This is a genomic window from Caminibacter sp. (assembly GCF_053999135.1).
The window spans coordinates 1-17022 of the sequence record NZ_JBMXVQ010000071.1 but is presented as its reverse complement, the minus strand read 5'-3'; the positions used below and the strand labels follow the sequence as shown (position 1 = coordinate 17022).

20 protein-coding genes are annotated in these 17022 nt (G+C 32.1%); 11 read left to right on the top strand and 9 right to left on the bottom strand.

Features of this window, described 5'->3' with window-relative positions:
- Positions 1-21 precede the first annotated feature (21 nt).
- From metE to rplT, 10 genes are all read left to right on the top strand, one after another.
- Positions 22-2277 (top strand): 5-methyltetrahydropteroyltriglutamate--homocysteine S-methyltransferase, encoded by a 2256-nt coding sequence (gene metE, locus ACXJH6_RS05560; RefSeq protein ID WP_456470767.1) that lies wholly within the window; start codon positions 22-24, stop codon positions 2275-2277.
- A gap of 177 nt (positions 2278-2454) precedes the next feature.
- Positions 2455-3603, top strand: a complete 1149-nt coding sequence (gene metK, locus ACXJH6_RS05555) for a methionine adenosyltransferase (RefSeq protein ID WP_456470766.1) — start codon at positions 2455-2457, stop codon at positions 3601-3603.
- Positions 3604-3708: 105 nt separating this feature from the next.
- Positions 3709-3987, top strand: a complete 279-nt coding sequence (locus tag ACXJH6_RS05550; RefSeq protein ID WP_456470765.1) for a 4Fe-4S dicluster domain-containing protein — start codon at positions 3709-3711, stop codon at positions 3985-3987.
- Positions 3988-4055: 68 nt separating this feature from the next.
- Entirely contained in the window at positions 4056-4469 is a 414-nt protein-coding gene (ndk, locus tag ACXJH6_RS05545) for a nucleoside-diphosphate kinase (RefSeq protein WP_456470764.1), read from the top strand.
- Entirely contained in the window at positions 4470-4799 is a 330-nt protein-coding gene (locus ACXJH6_RS05540; protein WP_456470763.1) for a YceD family protein, read from the top strand.
- A gap of 9 nt (positions 4800-4808) precedes the next feature.
- A complete protein-coding gene (gene rpmF, locus ACXJH6_RS05535) occupies positions 4809-4958 on the top strand; it encodes a 50S ribosomal protein L32 (RefSeq protein WP_456470762.1) in 150 nt (49 codons plus the stop codon).
- Positions 4958-5944, top strand: a complete 987-nt coding sequence (plsX, locus tag ACXJH6_RS05530; RefSeq protein WP_456470761.1) for a phosphate acyltransferase PlsX — start codon at positions 4958-4960, stop codon at positions 5942-5944. Before rpmF ends, plsX begins: the two co-directional genes overlap by 1 nt.
- Positions 5944-6909 (top strand): beta-ketoacyl-ACP synthase III, encoded by a 966-nt coding sequence (locus ACXJH6_RS05525; RefSeq protein WP_456470760.1) that lies wholly within the window; start codon positions 5944-5946, stop codon positions 6907-6909. Before plsX ends, ACXJH6_RS05525 begins: the two co-directional genes overlap by 1 nt.
- A 46-nt stretch (positions 6910-6955) precedes the next feature.
- Complete coding sequence (gene rpmI / locus ACXJH6_RS05520; protein ID WP_456470759.1) at positions 6956-7150, top strand: 50S ribosomal protein L35; 195 nt, start codon at positions 6956-6958, stop codon at positions 7148-7150.
- Positions 7151-7244: 94 nt separating this feature from the next.
- Positions 7245-7598: a 50S ribosomal protein L20 gene (rplT, locus tag ACXJH6_RS05515; RefSeq protein ID WP_456470804.1), complete on the top strand. Its 354-nt coding sequence runs from the start codon at positions 7245-7247 to the stop codon at positions 7596-7598.
- Positions 7599-7612: 14 nt separating this feature from the next.
- Here rplT and ACXJH6_RS05510 read toward each other — a convergent pair whose 3' ends face one another.
- Positions 7613-9160, bottom strand: a complete 1548-nt coding sequence (locus tag ACXJH6_RS05510) for a fatty acid--CoA ligase (RefSeq protein ID WP_456470758.1) — start codon at positions 9158-9160, stop codon at positions 7613-7615.
- 148 nt (positions 9161-9308) lie between these two features.
- Here ACXJH6_RS05510 and ACXJH6_RS05505 point away from each other — a divergent pair, with 148 nt between their 5' ends.
- Positions 9309-10265 carry a sensor histidine kinase gene (locus ACXJH6_RS05505; RefSeq protein WP_456470757.1) on the top strand — a complete coding sequence of 319 codons (957 nt, stop codon included), beginning with the start codon at positions 9309-9311 and terminating at the stop codon, positions 10263-10265.
- On the opposite strand, the gene ACXJH6_RS05500 is transcribed toward ACXJH6_RS05505, so the two are convergent.
- The 8 genes from ACXJH6_RS05500 to ACXJH6_RS05465 all read right to left on the bottom strand — a co-directional run.
- On the bottom strand, positions 10252-10749 hold the full coding sequence (locus tag ACXJH6_RS05500; RefSeq protein WP_456470756.1) for a type II secretion system protein: 498 nt from the start codon (positions 10747-10749) through the stop codon (positions 10252-10254). The two genes, ACXJH6_RS05505 and ACXJH6_RS05500, sit on opposite strands and share 14 nt — an antisense overlap.
- A complete protein-coding gene (locus ACXJH6_RS05495) occupies positions 10743-11198 on the bottom strand; it encodes a type II secretion system protein (RefSeq protein ID WP_456470755.1) in 456 nt (151 codons plus the stop codon). The genes ACXJH6_RS05500 and ACXJH6_RS05495 overlap by 7 nt, the downstream gene beginning before the upstream one ends.
- Positions 11199-11440: 242 nt before the next feature.
- On the bottom strand, positions 11441-12658 hold the full coding sequence (locus ACXJH6_RS05490; protein WP_456470754.1) for a type II secretion system F family protein: 1218 nt from the start codon (positions 12656-12658) through the stop codon (positions 11441-11443).
- Complete coding sequence (locus ACXJH6_RS05485) at positions 12648-14324, bottom strand: GspE/PulE family protein (RefSeq protein WP_456470753.1); 1677 nt, start codon at positions 14322-14324, stop codon at positions 12648-12650. Before ACXJH6_RS05485 ends, ACXJH6_RS05490 begins: the two co-directional genes overlap by 11 nt.
- Entirely contained in the window at positions 14321-14824 is a 504-nt protein-coding gene (locus ACXJH6_RS05480; RefSeq protein ID WP_456470752.1) for a hypothetical protein, read from the bottom strand. The genes ACXJH6_RS05485 and ACXJH6_RS05480 overlap by 4 nt, the downstream gene beginning before the upstream one ends.
- Positions 14821-15417, bottom strand: coding sequence for a tetratricopeptide repeat protein (locus ACXJH6_RS05475; protein WP_456470751.1), 597 nt, complete (start codon positions 15415-15417; stop codon positions 14821-14823). The genes ACXJH6_RS05480 and ACXJH6_RS05475 overlap by 4 nt, the downstream gene beginning before the upstream one ends.
- Position 15418: 1 nt before the next feature.
- The gene (locus ACXJH6_RS05470) at positions 15419-16081 is read right to left on the bottom strand and encodes a hypothetical protein (protein ID WP_456470750.1); all 663 of its coding nucleotides are present in this window, start codon (positions 16079-16081) and stop codon (positions 15419-15421) included.
- A partial coding sequence (locus ACXJH6_RS05465; protein WP_456470749.1) for a type II secretion system protein GspD occupies positions 16071-17022 on the bottom strand: 952 nt, incomplete at its 5' end. The genes ACXJH6_RS05470 and ACXJH6_RS05465, both read right to left, overlap by 11 nt.

The window sequence follows — 17022 nt, the reverse complement described above, 5'->3', positions numbered from 1 at the left end:
TTTCGGTAAAAAAGGACACAAATGGCAACTTATGTAGTGGGCTTCCCAAGAATCGGTGAACAAAGAGAGCTTAAAAAAGCGTTAGAGAGCTATTGGAGCGGTAAAATCAGTCAAGATGAACTTAAAAAGACTGCAAGTGACTTAAGAAAAAGACACTGGACTTATCAAAAAAACGCCGGTATTGATATGATTAGCGTAAACGATTTCAGTTTTTACGACAATATGCTCGATATGACTGTTATGTTAAACGCTGTACCTGAGAGATACAAAGATATCGAAAATTGTATGGACAGATATTTTGCTATGGCAAGAGGCGATAAAGACCATAAAGCCATGGAGATGACAAAATGGTTTAACACAAACTACCACTATATCGTTCCGGAGCTTGATATTAATATGAATTTTAAATCAAACATCGATAAAATTACTACAGAATATAAAGAAGCAAAAGAACTTGGAATTGAACCAAAAGTAAACTTAATTGGACCAATTACTTACGTAAAACTTTCAAAAATCGTAAACGGAGACGAAAAAGCAATTATTGAAAAATTAATTCCGGTTTATAAAGAAATAATAGCAAAACTAAAAGAATTAAATCCAAACGTCATAATTCAAATGGACGAACCTTATTTTGTTACAAATCCTACAAAAGAAGACTTAGAACTGCTTGAGAGAGTTTATAATGAACTTGCAAAAGACGCTAATATTTACGTAGCAACTTATTTTGAACATTCAAACGAAGCAAACGAAGTTTTAGCTAAAACTCCTATTAAAGGTATGTTTTTAGATTTCGTAGCAGGAAGCGAAAATAGTATTAAAGCCTTAGTAGATGCCAAAAAAGAAGTAGGTATCGGTATTGTAAACGGAAGAAACGTATGGGTAAATGATATTGAAAAATCAGCGGCTTTTGTAAAAGGCCTAACTGAAGCGGTTGATAACGATAAAGTACACGTAGGAAGCAGCTGCAGTTTACTTCACGTACCTTATACTTTAAAATATGAAACAAAAATGGATGAAGATATTAAATCGTGGATTAGTTATGCTCTTGAAAAACTTGACGAAATTAGAGTGATAAATAAACTTGTAAAAGATGAAAAACTTAGCGAATACGACAAAGAAGTACTTGAAGGCAATAAAATCGCAATTGCTACAAGAAAAACAAGCAAAAAAATTCACGACCCAATCGTTCAAGACAGAGTAAGTAACTTAACGGAAAAAGACAAACACAGAAGTATGCCGTTTGTTGAGAGAATTAAACTTCAACACGAAAATTTAAAATATCCAGTTCTTCCAACAACTACTATCGGAAGTTTTCCACAAACTCCTGAGCTTAGAAAACTTAGACGTGATTATAAAAACGGAATTATTAGCGAAGAAGAATATAAAGCAAAAATCAAAGAAATGATAGCTGATGCTGTTAAATTCCAAGAAGAAATTGATCTTGATGTACTTGTTCACGGCGAATTTGAAAGAAACGATATGGTTGAGTATTTTGGTGAGCAGTTAAACGGAGTTGCTTTCTCTCAAAACGGATGGGTACAAAGTTATGGAAGCAGATGTGTAAAACCTCCTCTAATTTACGGAGATGTTTCTAGACCTAAAGATATGACGGTTGAGTGGATTACATACGCTCAAAGTTTAACTGACAGACCAATGAAAGGTATGCTAACAGGTCCTGTTACAATGCTTAACTGGTCATTTGTAAGAGATGACCAAAGTAAAAGAACTACTGCGTATCAAATGGCAATTGCAATAAGAGATGAAGTGGAAGCCCTTGAAGCAGCCGGAATTAAAGTGATTCAGGTTGACGAAGCGGCTCTTAGAGAAGGTTATCCTTTAAGAAACGAAAAAAGAGCCGATTACGAAGACTGGGCAATTACAGCATTTAGAATTACAACTTCAAGCGTAAAACCTGAAACTCAAATTCACACTCATATGTGTTATTCTGAATTCAGCGACATTATGGACGCAATTGAAGCTATGGATGCCGATGTAATTTCAATTGAAAATGCAAGAAGTGATAACAGCCTTCTTAAAATCTTTAAAGAAAGAGGTTATAAAGGTGAAATTGGACCTGGGGTTTATGATATTCACAGCCCAAGAATCCCTTCAACTGAAGAGATGGTAGAACAAATCGAAGCAATCTTAGAAGTATTACCTGCCGAAAAAGTTTGGGTAAATCCTGACTGTGGTTTGAAAACAAGAAAATGGGAAGAAGTTAAACCAAGCCTCAAAAACATGGTGGAAGCAGCTAAAATAGTCAGAGCTAAAAGCTAAAAGCTTAAAGCAATAATATGAAAATATTTTTATAGGATTTAATTTTAGGATTGAGGATTTAGAAAAATAAAACATTTAAATCCTAACCCCTATATCCTAAATCCTCATTCTCCATTTTCAATTCTCCATTCTCAATTAATATGCTATACTTTTAACAAAAAACCTTAAGGAGATTATATGAGAGAATATCTTTTTTCAAGTGAATCCGTAACAGAAGGTCATCCTGACAAAATGGCCGATCAAATAAGCGATGCCATTTTAGATTATATAATAGAAAGAGACCCTAATGCAAAAGTTGCATGTGAAACTCTTCTTAGTAACGGATACTGCATTATAGCAGGAGAGCTTAAAACAATAACATACGCTCCTATGCAGGAAATTGCAAGGGAAGTAATAAGAGAAATCGGATATACGGACGCAAGATACGGATTTGATTACAGAACGGCGGGTGTTTTAAACGGTGTTGGAGAACAAAGTCCCGACATCCGACAAGGAGTCGAAAAGGGAGAAGAAATAGGTGCGGGCGACCAGGGAATGATGTTTGGATACGCCTGTACGGAAACTCCTGAGCTTATGCCTCTTCCTATAATGTTAGCTCATAAACTTACAAAAAGGTTAGCAGTATGCAGAAAAGAAGCAATCATTCCATGGCTTAGACCTGATGGAAAAGCTCAGGTTAGCGTTAAATATGTAGATGGAAAACCTGTTAGTGTAGAAAAAGTAGTGGTATCAACCCAACACGAACCTGATATAAACTACTCCGAAATAAAAGAAGCGGTAATTGAAGAAGTAATAAAAAAAGTAATTCCTGCAAATATGCTCAGTAAAAATGTGGAATATTTTATAAATCCTACAGGTAAATTCGTTATAGGAGGACCTCAAGGAGATGCAGGACTTACCGGAAGAAAAATTATAGTGGACACATACGGAGGTGCAGCACCTCATGGAGGCGGAGCGTTCAGCGGAAAAGACCCTACAAAAGTAGACAGAAGCGGAGCATATGCCGCTAGATGGGTCGCAAAAAATCTAGTGGCAGCAGGAGTTGCAGAAAAACTAACTCTTCAAATAGCATATGCAATAGGAGTAGTTGAGCCAGTGAGTATATATGTAGACACTCATGGTACGGCAAAAGTTGACGAAACGAAAATAGAAGAAGCGGTAAAAAAAATCTTTAATTTAACTCCTAAAGGAATTATACAAAGCCTTGATTTATTAAAACCTGTTTACAAAAAAACAGCAGCTTACGGCCATTTTGGAAGAGAGGAATTCAGTTGGGAACAATTAAATAAAGTCGATGAAATTAAAGACTTTTTAAATATCAAATAATATGTCACAAATTGAAAGAAAAGATATTTAAACTCTTTTTTTTAAGCAGATATTAAGAATTTAATGATATATTTTTAAGTACAAATAAATTTAAAAGGAGTCGAAATGGCAGTAAAAATCACTGATATCTGTATTAACTGTGGGGCTTGTATTGACGAATGTCCTGTAGAAGCAATTGTCGATGACAGCGAAAACCCAACTGGAGAAGAAATTTATTACGTATACCCTGATAAATGCGTTGAATGCGTAGGATATTACGATACTCCTGCATGTGCGGAAGCATGTCCAACTGAGGGATGTATTGTTTGGGATGAATGTAAAGAAGGTCAAACTTGTCATCCAAACAGATGTGAACCTGGAACACCGGCAGTAGAAACTTGCTAATTCCCTCCCTCTTTTTTTCTTCAAAAAAATTTTGATATAATTCCTCTCTAAAACTTCAAGGAGAGAAAATGGAAAGAACTCTTTCAATTATTAAACCAGACGCGGTAGCAAAAAACGTTATTGGAAAAATCATTGACAGATTTGAAAGTAACGGTCTAAGAATTGCCGCTATGAAAAAAATAAAACTAACAAAAGAAGATGCGGCTAAATTTTATGAAGTACATAAAGAAAGACCTTTCTTTAACGACTTATGCGAATACATGAGCAGCGGTCCGGTTGTGGTTATGGTACTTGAAGGTGAAAATGCAGTAGCTAAAAACAGAGAACTTATGGGTGCTACAGACCCTAAAGAAGCTGCTCCTGGAACTATAAGAGCTGATTTTGCAGAAAGTATAGAAGCAAATGCGGTACATGGAAGCGATTCTCTTGAAAATGCTGAAAAAGAAATCGCATTTTTCTTTGCTCAGAGGGAGATTTTATAATTGAACGTTAATAAAACTTTAAACGGTCTTACCTTAAAAGGCGAGAGTGAAAAAAATAAAGACGGTTCAATTGTAATTAACGGAAAATTAGAAGGCATGGTGGAAGTTGAGTGTGTAAAATGTCTTAAACCTTTTAAAAAAGAGATTAACGAAGAAGTGAAATTTAAAGTCGTAAAACCTCCCTATGAAGGGTTTGATGAAGAATATGATATTATAGAACAGGAAAAATACGATTTAGAAGAAATATTAAAAAGCGAAATCGAATCTATAAAAAACGACTATAATATCTGCGATGAATGTAAAAACGAAGAATTTAACAAAAATTTTTAAGGAGACGTTATGGCAGTTCCTAAGAGAAGAAACTCAAAAACTAGAGCGGCAAAAAGAAGAACTCATTATAAAATAAAATTGAGTGCCGTTATTAAATGTTCAAACTGCGGTGCTTATAAAAGACCTCATAGAGCATGCCCTAGTTGCGGTGAGTATTAATGAAAATAGCAATTGATGCAATGGGAGGGGACTTCGGTCCCGAACCTATAGTAGAGGGCGTAATCAAAGCTTTAAAACAAAAAAATTTTATAGCGTATTTAGTGGGTGATGAACAAAAAATAAAACCTCTAGTACCTAAAGAATTCCATTCAAAAGTTAGATTTATAAATAGTGAAGATTTTATTAAAATGAACGAAAGCGCAACTGAGGCTCTTAAAAGAAAAGAAAGCACTATTTATAAATCTATCGAATTATTAAAACAAAAAGAAGTGGACGCTGTGGTTTCAGCAGGTCACAGCGGTGCCACAATGAGCCTCGCAACGCTTAAACTCGGAAGAATAAAAGGTATTAAAAGACCGGCTATAGTCACTTTTATGCCTACTATAAAAAAGGCCTATTCCCTTGTTTTGGATGTTGGGGCAAATGTAGATTGTGATGCTACAAATCTTTATCAGTTCGGCTTAATGGGAGAAGTGTATGCAAAAGTGGTCTTAAATAAAGAAAACGTCACTATAGGACTTTTAAGTAACGGAGAAGAAGAAAGTAAAGGAAACAGTATTACCAAAGAAGCATTTAAAATGTTAAAAAGCAAATTTGACAACTTTATAGGAAATGTCGAAGGCGGAGATATTTTTAAAGGAGAAGTTGACGTTATTGTAACAGACGGTTTTGTGGGAAATATTGTATTAAAAACAAGCGAAGGGGTAGCCGATACCATTTCAAAACTTATAAAAGATGAAATAAAAAGTTCCGGACTTCTGCAAAAAATAGGAGCCCTCCTTTTAAAACCGGTCTTTAAAGGGTTAAAAAAAGTAACAGATTACGCGGAATATGGAGGAGCTCCTCTTCTTGGCGTTAACGGATGTGTTATAATAGCTCATGGAAAAAGCAACTCAAAAGCTATAAAAAACGCTGTTTTCCAAGCTATAAAATATACTCAAAACGACGTAACAAATAAAATTCAAGAGTCTTTAAAGGTTCATTAATGTATGCTAAATTTACGGCCATAGGCGCTTATGTCCCGCCTAAAATTTTGACTAATAAAGATTTGGAAAAAATAGTCGATACAAACGATGAATGGATAACAAAAAGAACCGGTATCAAAACCAGACATATAGCTGAAAATGAAGTAACAAGCGATTTGGCATATAAAGCCGCTCTTGATGCTTTAAATAACGCCAATATGACAGCTGAAGATATAGATATGATAATCGTAGCCACAATTACTCCCGATTACTTTACCATGCCTTCCACTGCCTGTGTTGTAGCTGAAAAACTTGGCATTGTAAGACCTGCGGTAGACATATCAGCGGCTTGTACCGGATTTATATATGCATTAGCTCATGCTAAAGCATTTATTGAAAGTGGAATGTATAAAAACATTTTGATAATAGGAGCTGAAACACTTAGTAAGATAGTAAACTGGAAAGACAGAACCACATGCGTGCTTTTTGGAGACGGAGCGGGAGCCGCTATTATCAGTGCGACTGAAAATAAAGACGAAGCTATTATAGACATTGATATAAACGCAGATGGAAAATATAAAGATTATTTGATTACTCCTGGGCGCGGTGTAAAATATGGATGTGAAACGGATAGAATCTGGCTTGAAATGAAAGGAAACGAAACATTCAAAGTAGCTGTAAAAACACTTTCTCAGAGTGTTAGAGATATTTTGGAAAGAAATCATATGACAAGTGATGATATAGACTGGTTTATTCCTCATCAGGCAAATTACCGAATTATAGACGCCGTAGCCAGAGCCATTAAAATGCCATCGGAAAAATCGGTTCTTACTGTACAGAAATACGGCAATACTTCAAGCGCTTCAATACCTATGGCAATTAATGATATGTACAAAGAAGGAAAACTAAAAAAAGGCGACATTATGTTGCTTGATGCTTTTGGCGGAGGATTTACATGGGGGAGCGCTTTAGTACCTTTTAATTAAAAAAATTTATGCTATAATTTCATCTCAATTCCAAAAAGGAGCTCGCATGCCAAAAATGAAAACAGTTAGAGGGGCTGCTAAAAGATTTAAAGTTAAAAAAAGTGGAAAAATTAAAAGAGGAAGCGCTTATAGAAGCCACATCCTTACAAAAAAATCACAAAAAAGAAAAAGAAATCTAAGACAGCCTAAATACGTAGCGAAAACAGACATTAAAGAAGTTAAATTAATGCTTTGTATGTAATTTAATTTTTAGTGAAGAAACGGCTAAGTGAAGCATAAAAGCTTCCGCGCTTAAGCGCTAAGTTGCAAGAGATGCACGCCAACAAAAAGGAGATATAATGAGAGTAAAAACAGGTACTGTTAGAAGAAGAAGACATAAAAAAATATTAAAAATGGCAAAAGGCTTCTACTCAGGTAGAAGAAAGCACTTTAGAAAAGCAAAAGAACAAGTTGAAAGAAGTTTAGTTTACGCTTTTAGAGACAGAAAACAGAAAAAAAGAGATTTTAGAAAGCTTTGGATAGTCAGAATTAACGCTGCTTGTAGATTAAATGATATAAGCTATTCAAGATTTATAAACGGTCTTAAAAAAGCAAATATTGAACTGGATAGAAAAATTCTTGCCGATTTAGCAATGAACGAACCTGAAACTTTTGCTAATTTGGTAGAAAAAGCAAAAGCGGCTCTATAATTTTGAGCCTCTTTTTATTTTATATAATCTTTCACTTTTTCCCTCAGCACTCTTTTTAACACTTTTCCTGTAGCATTTTTAGGCAGATTATTTACAAAATAAATATGTTTTGGCAATTTATAATTAGCAAGTTTTGATTTGAGATATTTTTTAAGGTCTCTTTCGTTAATTTCCATATTATCTTCAGTCTCTATAAAAGCAACAGGCACTTCCCCGTGAATATCATCTTTAAGCCCTATAACAGCACACTCTTTAACACCCGGAAACTTCAAACATATCTCTTCAATCTCTCTTGGATAAATATTGACGCCTTTACTTATAATTAAATCTTTTTTTCTATCCAAAATATAAATGTATCCGTCTTCATCCATTTTTCCAATATCTCCTGTTAACAGCCAACCGTTAATAATAGTTTCAGCCGTAGCGTCTTCCCTTTTGTAATAACCCTGCATTACATTATCGCCCTTAACTATTATCTCACCCGTTTCTCCTAAAGACACTTCTACCAGCTCTTCATTGACTATTTTTACTTCGACTTCCGGAATCGCAGGACCTACAGAGCCCGGTTTTTGAAGATAAGGTCTGTTTACAGCAACAACGGGAGAGGTTTCGCTAAGACCGTAACCTTCTAAAAGTTTCCCTTTTTTAAATTTTTTTGAAAACCTTTCAAGCACTTCGCCCGGAAGCGCAGACGCTCCGGAAATATAAAATCTTACTTTATTAAAGCAATGAAAATAAAAAGGCAGTTTAGCCCTGCTAAGAGCAGAATATACATCCGGGACTCCCGTAAAAATAGTTACTTTTTTAAGAAGAGTCTGTTTTATGATATTATTAAAAGGCATAATAGAACGGATAACAACAACAGGCGAAGCAGAATAAAGAGGCAACAACAAATTCACAGTTATGGTAAAAGAGTGAAACATTGGAAGATAGGCTATAAACCTGTCTTTTGAAGTAATTTTAACTATTTCATTAACTCCCAAAATGTTTGAAAAAATATTTCTATAACTTAACATAGCGCCTTTTGGTTTACCAGTTGTTCCTGATGTATAAATTATAACAGCCAAATCGTCAATATCCGGAAGCTCTATATGTTCATGAGGTTCTAAATTTGAAAGTATTTCGTTAAAAGAAATATTGTCTTCATCTACCCTATCACAATTTCCTTCCCATATAATCTTCTTTATTGAAGTTTTGTCTTTTATATTTTTTATATTACCAGCAAGCTTTGTAGAAGCTATCATAATCTCCGCTTCAACGTCATTTAAAATAAAAGCGATTTCATCTTCTTTTAAAAAAGTATTAACAGGGACAGGAATCGCTCCAAGTTTTTGAATTCCAAGTAACGCTATTATATATTCTAAAGAATTCCCTACATAAAGAGGAATTTTATCCCCTTTTTTAATATTCATTAATTCCAAAGCTCTGGCAAAAGAATCCACTTTTCTTTTAAACTCATTCCATGTCACTTTCTTATCATCTATAAAATAAGCGGGTTTTTTAGCAAATTCTTTTGCATTTCTTTCTACTAATTCGTAAAAATTATTATAAAGATATTTCATATCCTACCCTCTTTGGTACTGATTAAATACGCTCAACAAGAAAGCAAATTTTTAAACATTTCGTAAAAGCTAAAATTTACAATTGTTTTACTTTATTTACTCAGTACCCCCTCTTTTTATGCTATTATATCAAATAAAAAGGCGGCATATGGAGCTTCCGAAAAACGAACAGGAGCTTTTAAAAAACCTAGAAACACTTATAGCCCAGACTTATGAAGTTGAAAAAGAGTTTATCGAACTTAAAAATATTTTAAACGGAGTAATTGAGTTTTTACCTCAGGCTTTATGGGTTATAAATAAAGAAGGCGAAATAATAGTAAAAAATTCAAAAGCGGACGAATTTAATTTTATACCTCAGGAAGGAGAAATAGAATTTAACAACAAATATTATCTTGTACAATCATCCGCAATAAAAGATAAAAAAATTATAAGCGCAACAGATATAACCCAGCAAAAAAGAAACGAAAGACTTATAGCCATGGGACAAATGGCGGCGCATTTAGCTCATGAAATAAGAAATCCGATAGGTTCTATTGCCATTTTAATTTCTATTCTTAAAAAACAGTGCCCAAGCGAACTGCTTGACGAAATGAAAAGCGCAATTTTCAGAGTGGAAAGAATTATAAAATCAACCCTTCTGTTTTCAAAAGGAATTCAGCCTAAAATTAAAAAGTTTTTATTAAGCGAATTAAAAAAAGAATTGGAAAATTCCATTAAATATTACTCCTATTCAAAAGAGATAAAGTTTTTATTTTTCCTGCCGGATATAGAAATAGAAGCTGATTTCGACCTTATTTTACTTGTATTGCAAAATATGATATTTAACGCTATAGACGCTATCGAAGAAGATGAAAACGAAGAAGGGATTATAGAAATACTTTATCAGCAAAATGATAAGTATCATATCATCAATGTCTACGATTCCGGCAAAGATTTTGAAAATCCGAATATTTTATTTGAACCTTTTAAATCCACAAAAACAAAAGGAAACGGTCTTGGACTTGCATTAAGTCTTGAAATATTAAAAGCACACGAAGGAAAAATAGAACTTGCTAAAGAAAAAAAAGGATTTAAAATTTTTATACCAAAAACTATCCAAAAATAGTATGGTTACAATCTTCTTCTGAAAAATCAATTCCCTCTTTACATTCAAACGTACCTGTGGTGGCATTATAATCTACTTTTAAAATTTTCCCCTCGTTAAAATAATATTCATACTCATTTGTGGAAGGTTCTCTCCAACAGCCGTTTGTTTTACCGTCGTTGCAGGAAGGCACGGCATTTTTGATTACATATGAAAATACACGAGAAGTGTTAGCCCCTTCATCAAGCTGCTCTGGATATCCGTTTTCATTTAAATTATGCTCAACCCCGTCAGCACCTTTAAACGTTTTCATATTTTCATTTATAATCCACTGACCGTGTATATTTTCTATAGAAGTTAAAACAGCGTTTATAGTAGATTTTACGGCGGATTTTTTACTATTATCCACTAAACCGCTAAATCTGGGGATAGCCACGGAGGCTAAAATCCCCAATATAACAATTACAAAAATAAGTTCTATTAAAGTAAAAGCTTTTTTTACCATGTAAGTGTTACAGTTGTGTTATCGTCTCCGATTATTTTTTTACATTTATCATATGCCACTGCATCACCAGCTTCATCAAATGCTTTACAGTTAATTGAATAGTTAACTTCTTTACTACTCATATTGATTTCAGATACTGTATAGTTATTATCTCCTGCACTAATATTATATTCGTAAGTGTTAGGATTTACTGCACTCCAACCTTTACCTTTTAGAGTAACGATATCTGTTAAGTTAAAATCTTTTTCAAATTGTTTATTTTCTAAACCTTTATAGTTAACACCAACTTCCACTGCCTGCTGAGCTGCATCTACTGTAGTTTTAACAACACTGTTAACCTGTGCATTTTGTTTTAGATTTAAGAATTTAGGAACTGCAACTGATGCCAATAAACCGATAATTACAATAACGAAAATCAACTCAATAAGAGTAAAACCGCTTCTTCTCATTGTGAACTCCTTTTCATTTTTTTTGTCCTTGCTATTATAGCATAAATAAATCGGTTTTTTTCAAAAAAAGTTTAGTTTTTTTAACAAAAATTTAATAATTTTTTATATATTTGAAATTTTAAATTTAATAAATTTTTATATATTTGAAATTTTATATATAATCCAAAGCGCAAAAGCCAAAATAACAGTACTTATCACAGATGCCACTATACTTCCCGTTTCAACATTCATAACAATTCCTTTTATTTTATTGCTTCCGTAAGATTCCACATAGGAAGGAAAATACCTAAAGCCAGGGTAATAACAAATCCGGCAATTGCCGCAATTAAAATAGGCTCAATCAATACAGCTATATTATCGACAAGATATCTGTATTTATCAAGATAATATCTGCTAATTTTACTTAACATCGCAATTAAATTTCCGGACTCCTCTCCCGCTTTTACCATTTGAATTATCATATTTTCAAAAAGACCCGTATCTTCAAACCCCTGAGTAATACTTCCGCCTTTTTGAATAGAACTTTTAATTAATTTTAACCTGTTTTTTAAATATTCGTTATCTACTATATTAATTGCATTATCCAAAGCATCGATAATAGGAATTCCTGATTCAAGAAGTCTTTCAAAAACATACATAAATCTTCCTTTCATTGCAAGTTCAATAACATCACCTACAATATATATTCTAAGAATAAGTTTGTCAAACAACAATTTAATATGGTAGTATTTTTTATATAGAAAAGATAAAATAACAAATCCGCTAATACCAAAAGTAAGAATATAAGGACCAAATTTTCTTACAGCGCCCTCTATCCAAAGCAAAAACCTTGTAGGCAAGGGAAGTTCCGTTTTTAACTGGGCAAAAATATCTTTAAAAGGAGGAATCACAAATAAAATAACCACAATAAAAGCCACCACCATAGCAAATATAATAAAAACAGGATATCTAGTAGCCTTTTTTAATCTTTTTCTGTTATCTAAAATCTCCTGCAAAATAGTGGCTAAATCTTTAAGGGCATTTGCTAAATCCCCACTCTCTTCACCGAGCTTAATAATTGAAATAACCAAATTTCCAAAATAATCCTCATATCTTGAAAAAGCATTATAAAGACTGCTACCCGCTTGAATATTATAATAAATATCTTGAAAAACCTTTTTAAGTTTTTTATCTTTTATAGTTGTCATAATATTTTTTAAGACATCATCAATCCCTATTCCCGCATTTAACAACACATACATCTGATCAAAGACAGATAAAAGCTCTTCAATATTTACTCTTGAGAAAGAAAGGTCTTTAAAAATTTTATTTATAAATGTTTTCTTTTCTATTTTTTTTACACTTTTAAAAATACCTAACTTTTTTTTTCTAAAAATCTCAAGAGCCTGAACCATAGAATTTGCTTTTATAACAGTTTTTTGGACTTTACCGTTTTTTATATATTCAATTTCAAAATACATCTACTTTTACCACCCTTAATATCTCTTCAAGAGTTGTAATCCCTTCTTTTAATTTTTGAACCCCATCTTCCACCAACGTCACAAACCCATACTCTTTTGCCACTTTTACTATCTCCTGCTTATCTTTACCTAAGGCTATTAAATGGGAGATTTTTTCATTAATTATAAGGATTTCACTTATCATTTCCCTTCCTAAATATCCTGTAAAGTCACATTCCTTACAACCGCTACCTTTATAAAATACAATTTTTTCTTTTAAAAACGGTTTTATAAGTTCTAATTCCTCTTTTGAAGGATTATACATTGTTTTACAATAAGGACATATCCGTCTGATAAGTCTTTGGGCAACCACTCCTATTAAAGAATCTGAAACCAAATAACTTTGAGCCCCCATTTGGACCATTCTTGTAATAGTACTTGCCGCATCGTTGGTGTGAAGTGTAGCTAAAACCAAATGACCGGTTAAAGACGCCTGTATTGCAGCATCAAGCGTATCCTTATCCCTGACCTCACCTATCATAATCACGTCCGGGTCCTGCCTTAAAACACTTCTTAAAGTGGAAGCAAAAGTTATTCCTATTTTTTCATTAATAGGTATCTGTTGAATCAGGGGAATTTCATATTCAACGGGGTCTTCAATGGTAATGATTTTTTTATCAATTCCTTTTACTTCATTTAAAGCGGCATAAAGAGTGGTGGTTTTACCGCTTCCGGTAGGACCGGTTACAAAGATTATACCGTAAGGGGAATGACGAATAATAGTCTCAAATCTGTTTAAGTTATATTCGCTCATTCCAAGTTCTGTAAGCCTTAAAAGGATTTTTTGCTGGTCAAGAATTCTTATAACAACCGTTTCACCATGCAGCGAAGGAACGGTTGACACCCTGAAATCATAAATATGATTTTTATAGTTTCTTGAAAATCTACCGTCTTGAGGCTTTCTCTTTTCGGAAATATTCATATTCGCCAAAAGCTTGATTTTAGAAACCAGAGGATAGTAAATTTCTTTATCAAAAGAAAAAATCTCTTTTAAAACTCCGTCAATTCTAGCCCTTATCATAATATTATGTCTTAGAGGTTCTATATGAATATCGGTAGCTCTTTTTTTAATAGACATCTGCAAAATTAAATCCAACAATTCTTCAACAGCACTTATATTTTCTCCACTACCTTCTTTTAATTCTTTTTTTACTTTTTTTATAAGTTCGTTTGTAGAAATATATATTTTTAATCTTTCAAGGGCTGCTTTTATATCCCTGCTTAAAGCTATAAAAATTTTTATCGGTTTTGTAGACATTCTTTCTATCATATCAAGAACGTCATAATCCAAAGGATCGGCGGTAGCCACATAAATAAAATCTTCATCCGATTTAAAAGGCAAAATTAAATGTTTTTCTAAAATATTGTAAGGATATTTATTTAAAAAATCATAATTTATTTCTTCTCCAAATATATCTATAAAAGGAATATTTAACTGTTTTGAAAGAGCTTCTAAAATCTCTTTTTCCGAAACAATTCCCAACTCAAGAAGAATTTCTCCGAGTTTTTTATAAATTCCTTTTGATGCATACTCCTGCTGCTTCTTTAAAGCCTTTAAAAGGTCTTCTTTTGAAATAATCCCTTCTTTTACTAATAAATCCCCGAGTTTTACCTGTTTTCTTATCATTTATAAATATGCCTTTTTATTAATCTTCTGTTTAAATACTCGTCTATTACCATTTTATCATTTTTTATATATAAAATAAATTTATTTACGCCTATTTTAATAAAATATTTTTTCCCTTTTTGAGAAAAATCATCTCTTTTCAGTTTTTCAAACAAAACCGAAAAAATATAATCCGTTTTGGGAAAAGAAAAATCCTTAAGATTTATATCTCCGCACAAAAAAGAGTATATAAGTTTCTGCTGCATATAAAGAGTAGAAAAATATAAAGCGTTAAGGCGTGATGATTTTAACTTTTTTAATCTGTTAATAACTGAAGGAAGTACATAAATTCTGTCGCTTCTTACGCAAGAAACACCTATAATACTTAAAATTTTTTCATTATTCGAATAAGTTTTGATATTTTCCCATTTACATATTTTTTTATATTTTTTTAATTTAAAATCATCGACAATACCGGCTAAAACCAATACCGGAATTAAAAACAAAAAACATTTTTTCATTTTTGCATCTCTTTTATTAAGGTTTCTATTTCTAAAGAGGGGTAATATCTGTTATACAGCCTCAAAATTTTAACCGCTTTTTCTTTTTTACCTAAAGCGTATAAAGATTTAGCCGTAATAATCCATGAACGTTTATCTTCCTTATTTTGTATATTGGCGTTTTTAGCCCATTTTATCGCTTCTTTATAATCTCCTCTTTTATAATATTCTTCCGCTATAGCAATACAGTTTTCATAAGGAGGAATTACCCTGGTTGAGAGTATTTTTTTATTTTCATATTTTATATCCTCTTTTATATTCTTTTTGCTTATTTTTACAGGTTTTTGTTTTTTGACTTCGGTTTTATTATGCTCTTTTTTTACGACTTTTTTATCAACAGTAATATTTAAATCGACTATAGGGGTAAGTGTTGAGGATTTAGTCTCTATTTTTATTTTTTGATATTTTACCATAGCAGGATTTTTATCAGATTTATCAAAAAATACATAACTGCCAATCCCAACTCCCATACAGGAAAATAAAAATAAAATCCACAATAACGTTCTTTTTAATCTTCTTTTTTTACAAAGTCTCTCAAGCTCATAAAACGTCATCTTAAAACCCCAGTTCTATAGCGCTCATTTCAATAATGCATGAATCTATCTTTTTATATTTTAAAGAATGTTCAAAAGAAAAATTAAGTAAGCTTAAAGCCGTAAAAATAAATTTTTTTGAAAGTCTAAAATTTCCTTTTGTATATTTATAAATTTTTTTAAGATTTTTTTTGTTTACAAGTTCATATCTGTTATGTTTTATAAATTTGGACATCACAAATTTTTCAAACTCGCTAAAAGAGAGATTGGGCATATAAATTTTATGAATATATCTTGAATTAAATTGAGGAAAAGCGGCTATTTTTTCACCTTCTTCCTTATGCATAGCAAAAATAATCTGATAACCCCTGTCACTTAAAATTCTGAAATATTCAAGCTTTTCTTTTGAAAGCAGCTGAGCTTCGTCTATAAGAATTTTTTTATAAGCTAAATCAGAAGAAGTTATTTTTTTATAAGGGGTACTTATTAAGGAATATTTTTTAGGATAGTTATATTTAATATATGAAAACATAAAACTCTTCCCACTTCCCGGGTCTCCTAATAAAAATATAATATTTGATTTTGAAGAAATTATCTCTTCTTTAGCTATATCAAATTCAAAATAATTAAACACATCTTTTGGATTGATAACGTCTTTAAATTCATTTATTAAATCACTTAACATCCAAATCCTCTAAACTCGGAAGTTTTTTATATCCGTAATCTTTCAATGAAGTGTTTTTATTTAAATCTATAATTCTAGGCGTAATTACGAAAACAAGCTCTTTTTTATTGGAAAATGTCTCTTTAGAAGAAAACAGATACTTTATTAAAGGTATTTCTTTTAAAATAGGAACACCGTTAACCTGTAAGCTTTTATCATCGGTAATTAATCCTCCTAAAACCAGTGTCTGATTGTTTCTTAATTTAACGGTTGTTATCAGCATATTGTCTTTTGTATCAGGGGGCCTGTCTCTTTGAGGATTATTTATTTGATTAACATCCTTAAAAGCACTTATTCTAGGATTTATATTTAATATAATCTCATCATCGTCACTTATTTGAGGAGTTATATCCAAAAGAACGCCTACAAACTTTGATTCTATTTCATATTCCACAGTCGGATTATCACTTTCATTATCTATTTTTGAAGCATATTTGTAATAAACGGTGTCTCCAATACTTATTATAGCTTTTTGATTATTTAAAGTTACTATTTTAGGATTTGATATGGAATTTACGTTTCCGTTTTTTGCCAAAAAATTTAAAAAAGCACTCATATTAAAGGTGGCAGCATTAAATATAGAAGATTTTCCTAATAAATAGGTACTTCTAACAGGAACCCTCTCAGGTGAAGCAAAAAATTCATTTCTATCATTTGAATATCCTAAACTTACAGATAACTGAGCCCAATCAATTCCGGTGGTATGAGAAGCGCTCAGCTCCACACTGTAAATTTTTACATCCACCAATACTTCTTTGGTAATTCTATTACTTAATTTTTCCAAATATTCAGCAATTTCTTTTAACTGTTTTTTATTCCCTGTTACAGTTATAAGTCCCGAGTTTTTATCTATCACGGGAGGTTTATAATCTTTATCTATATTTTTTAATATCTGAATTAAA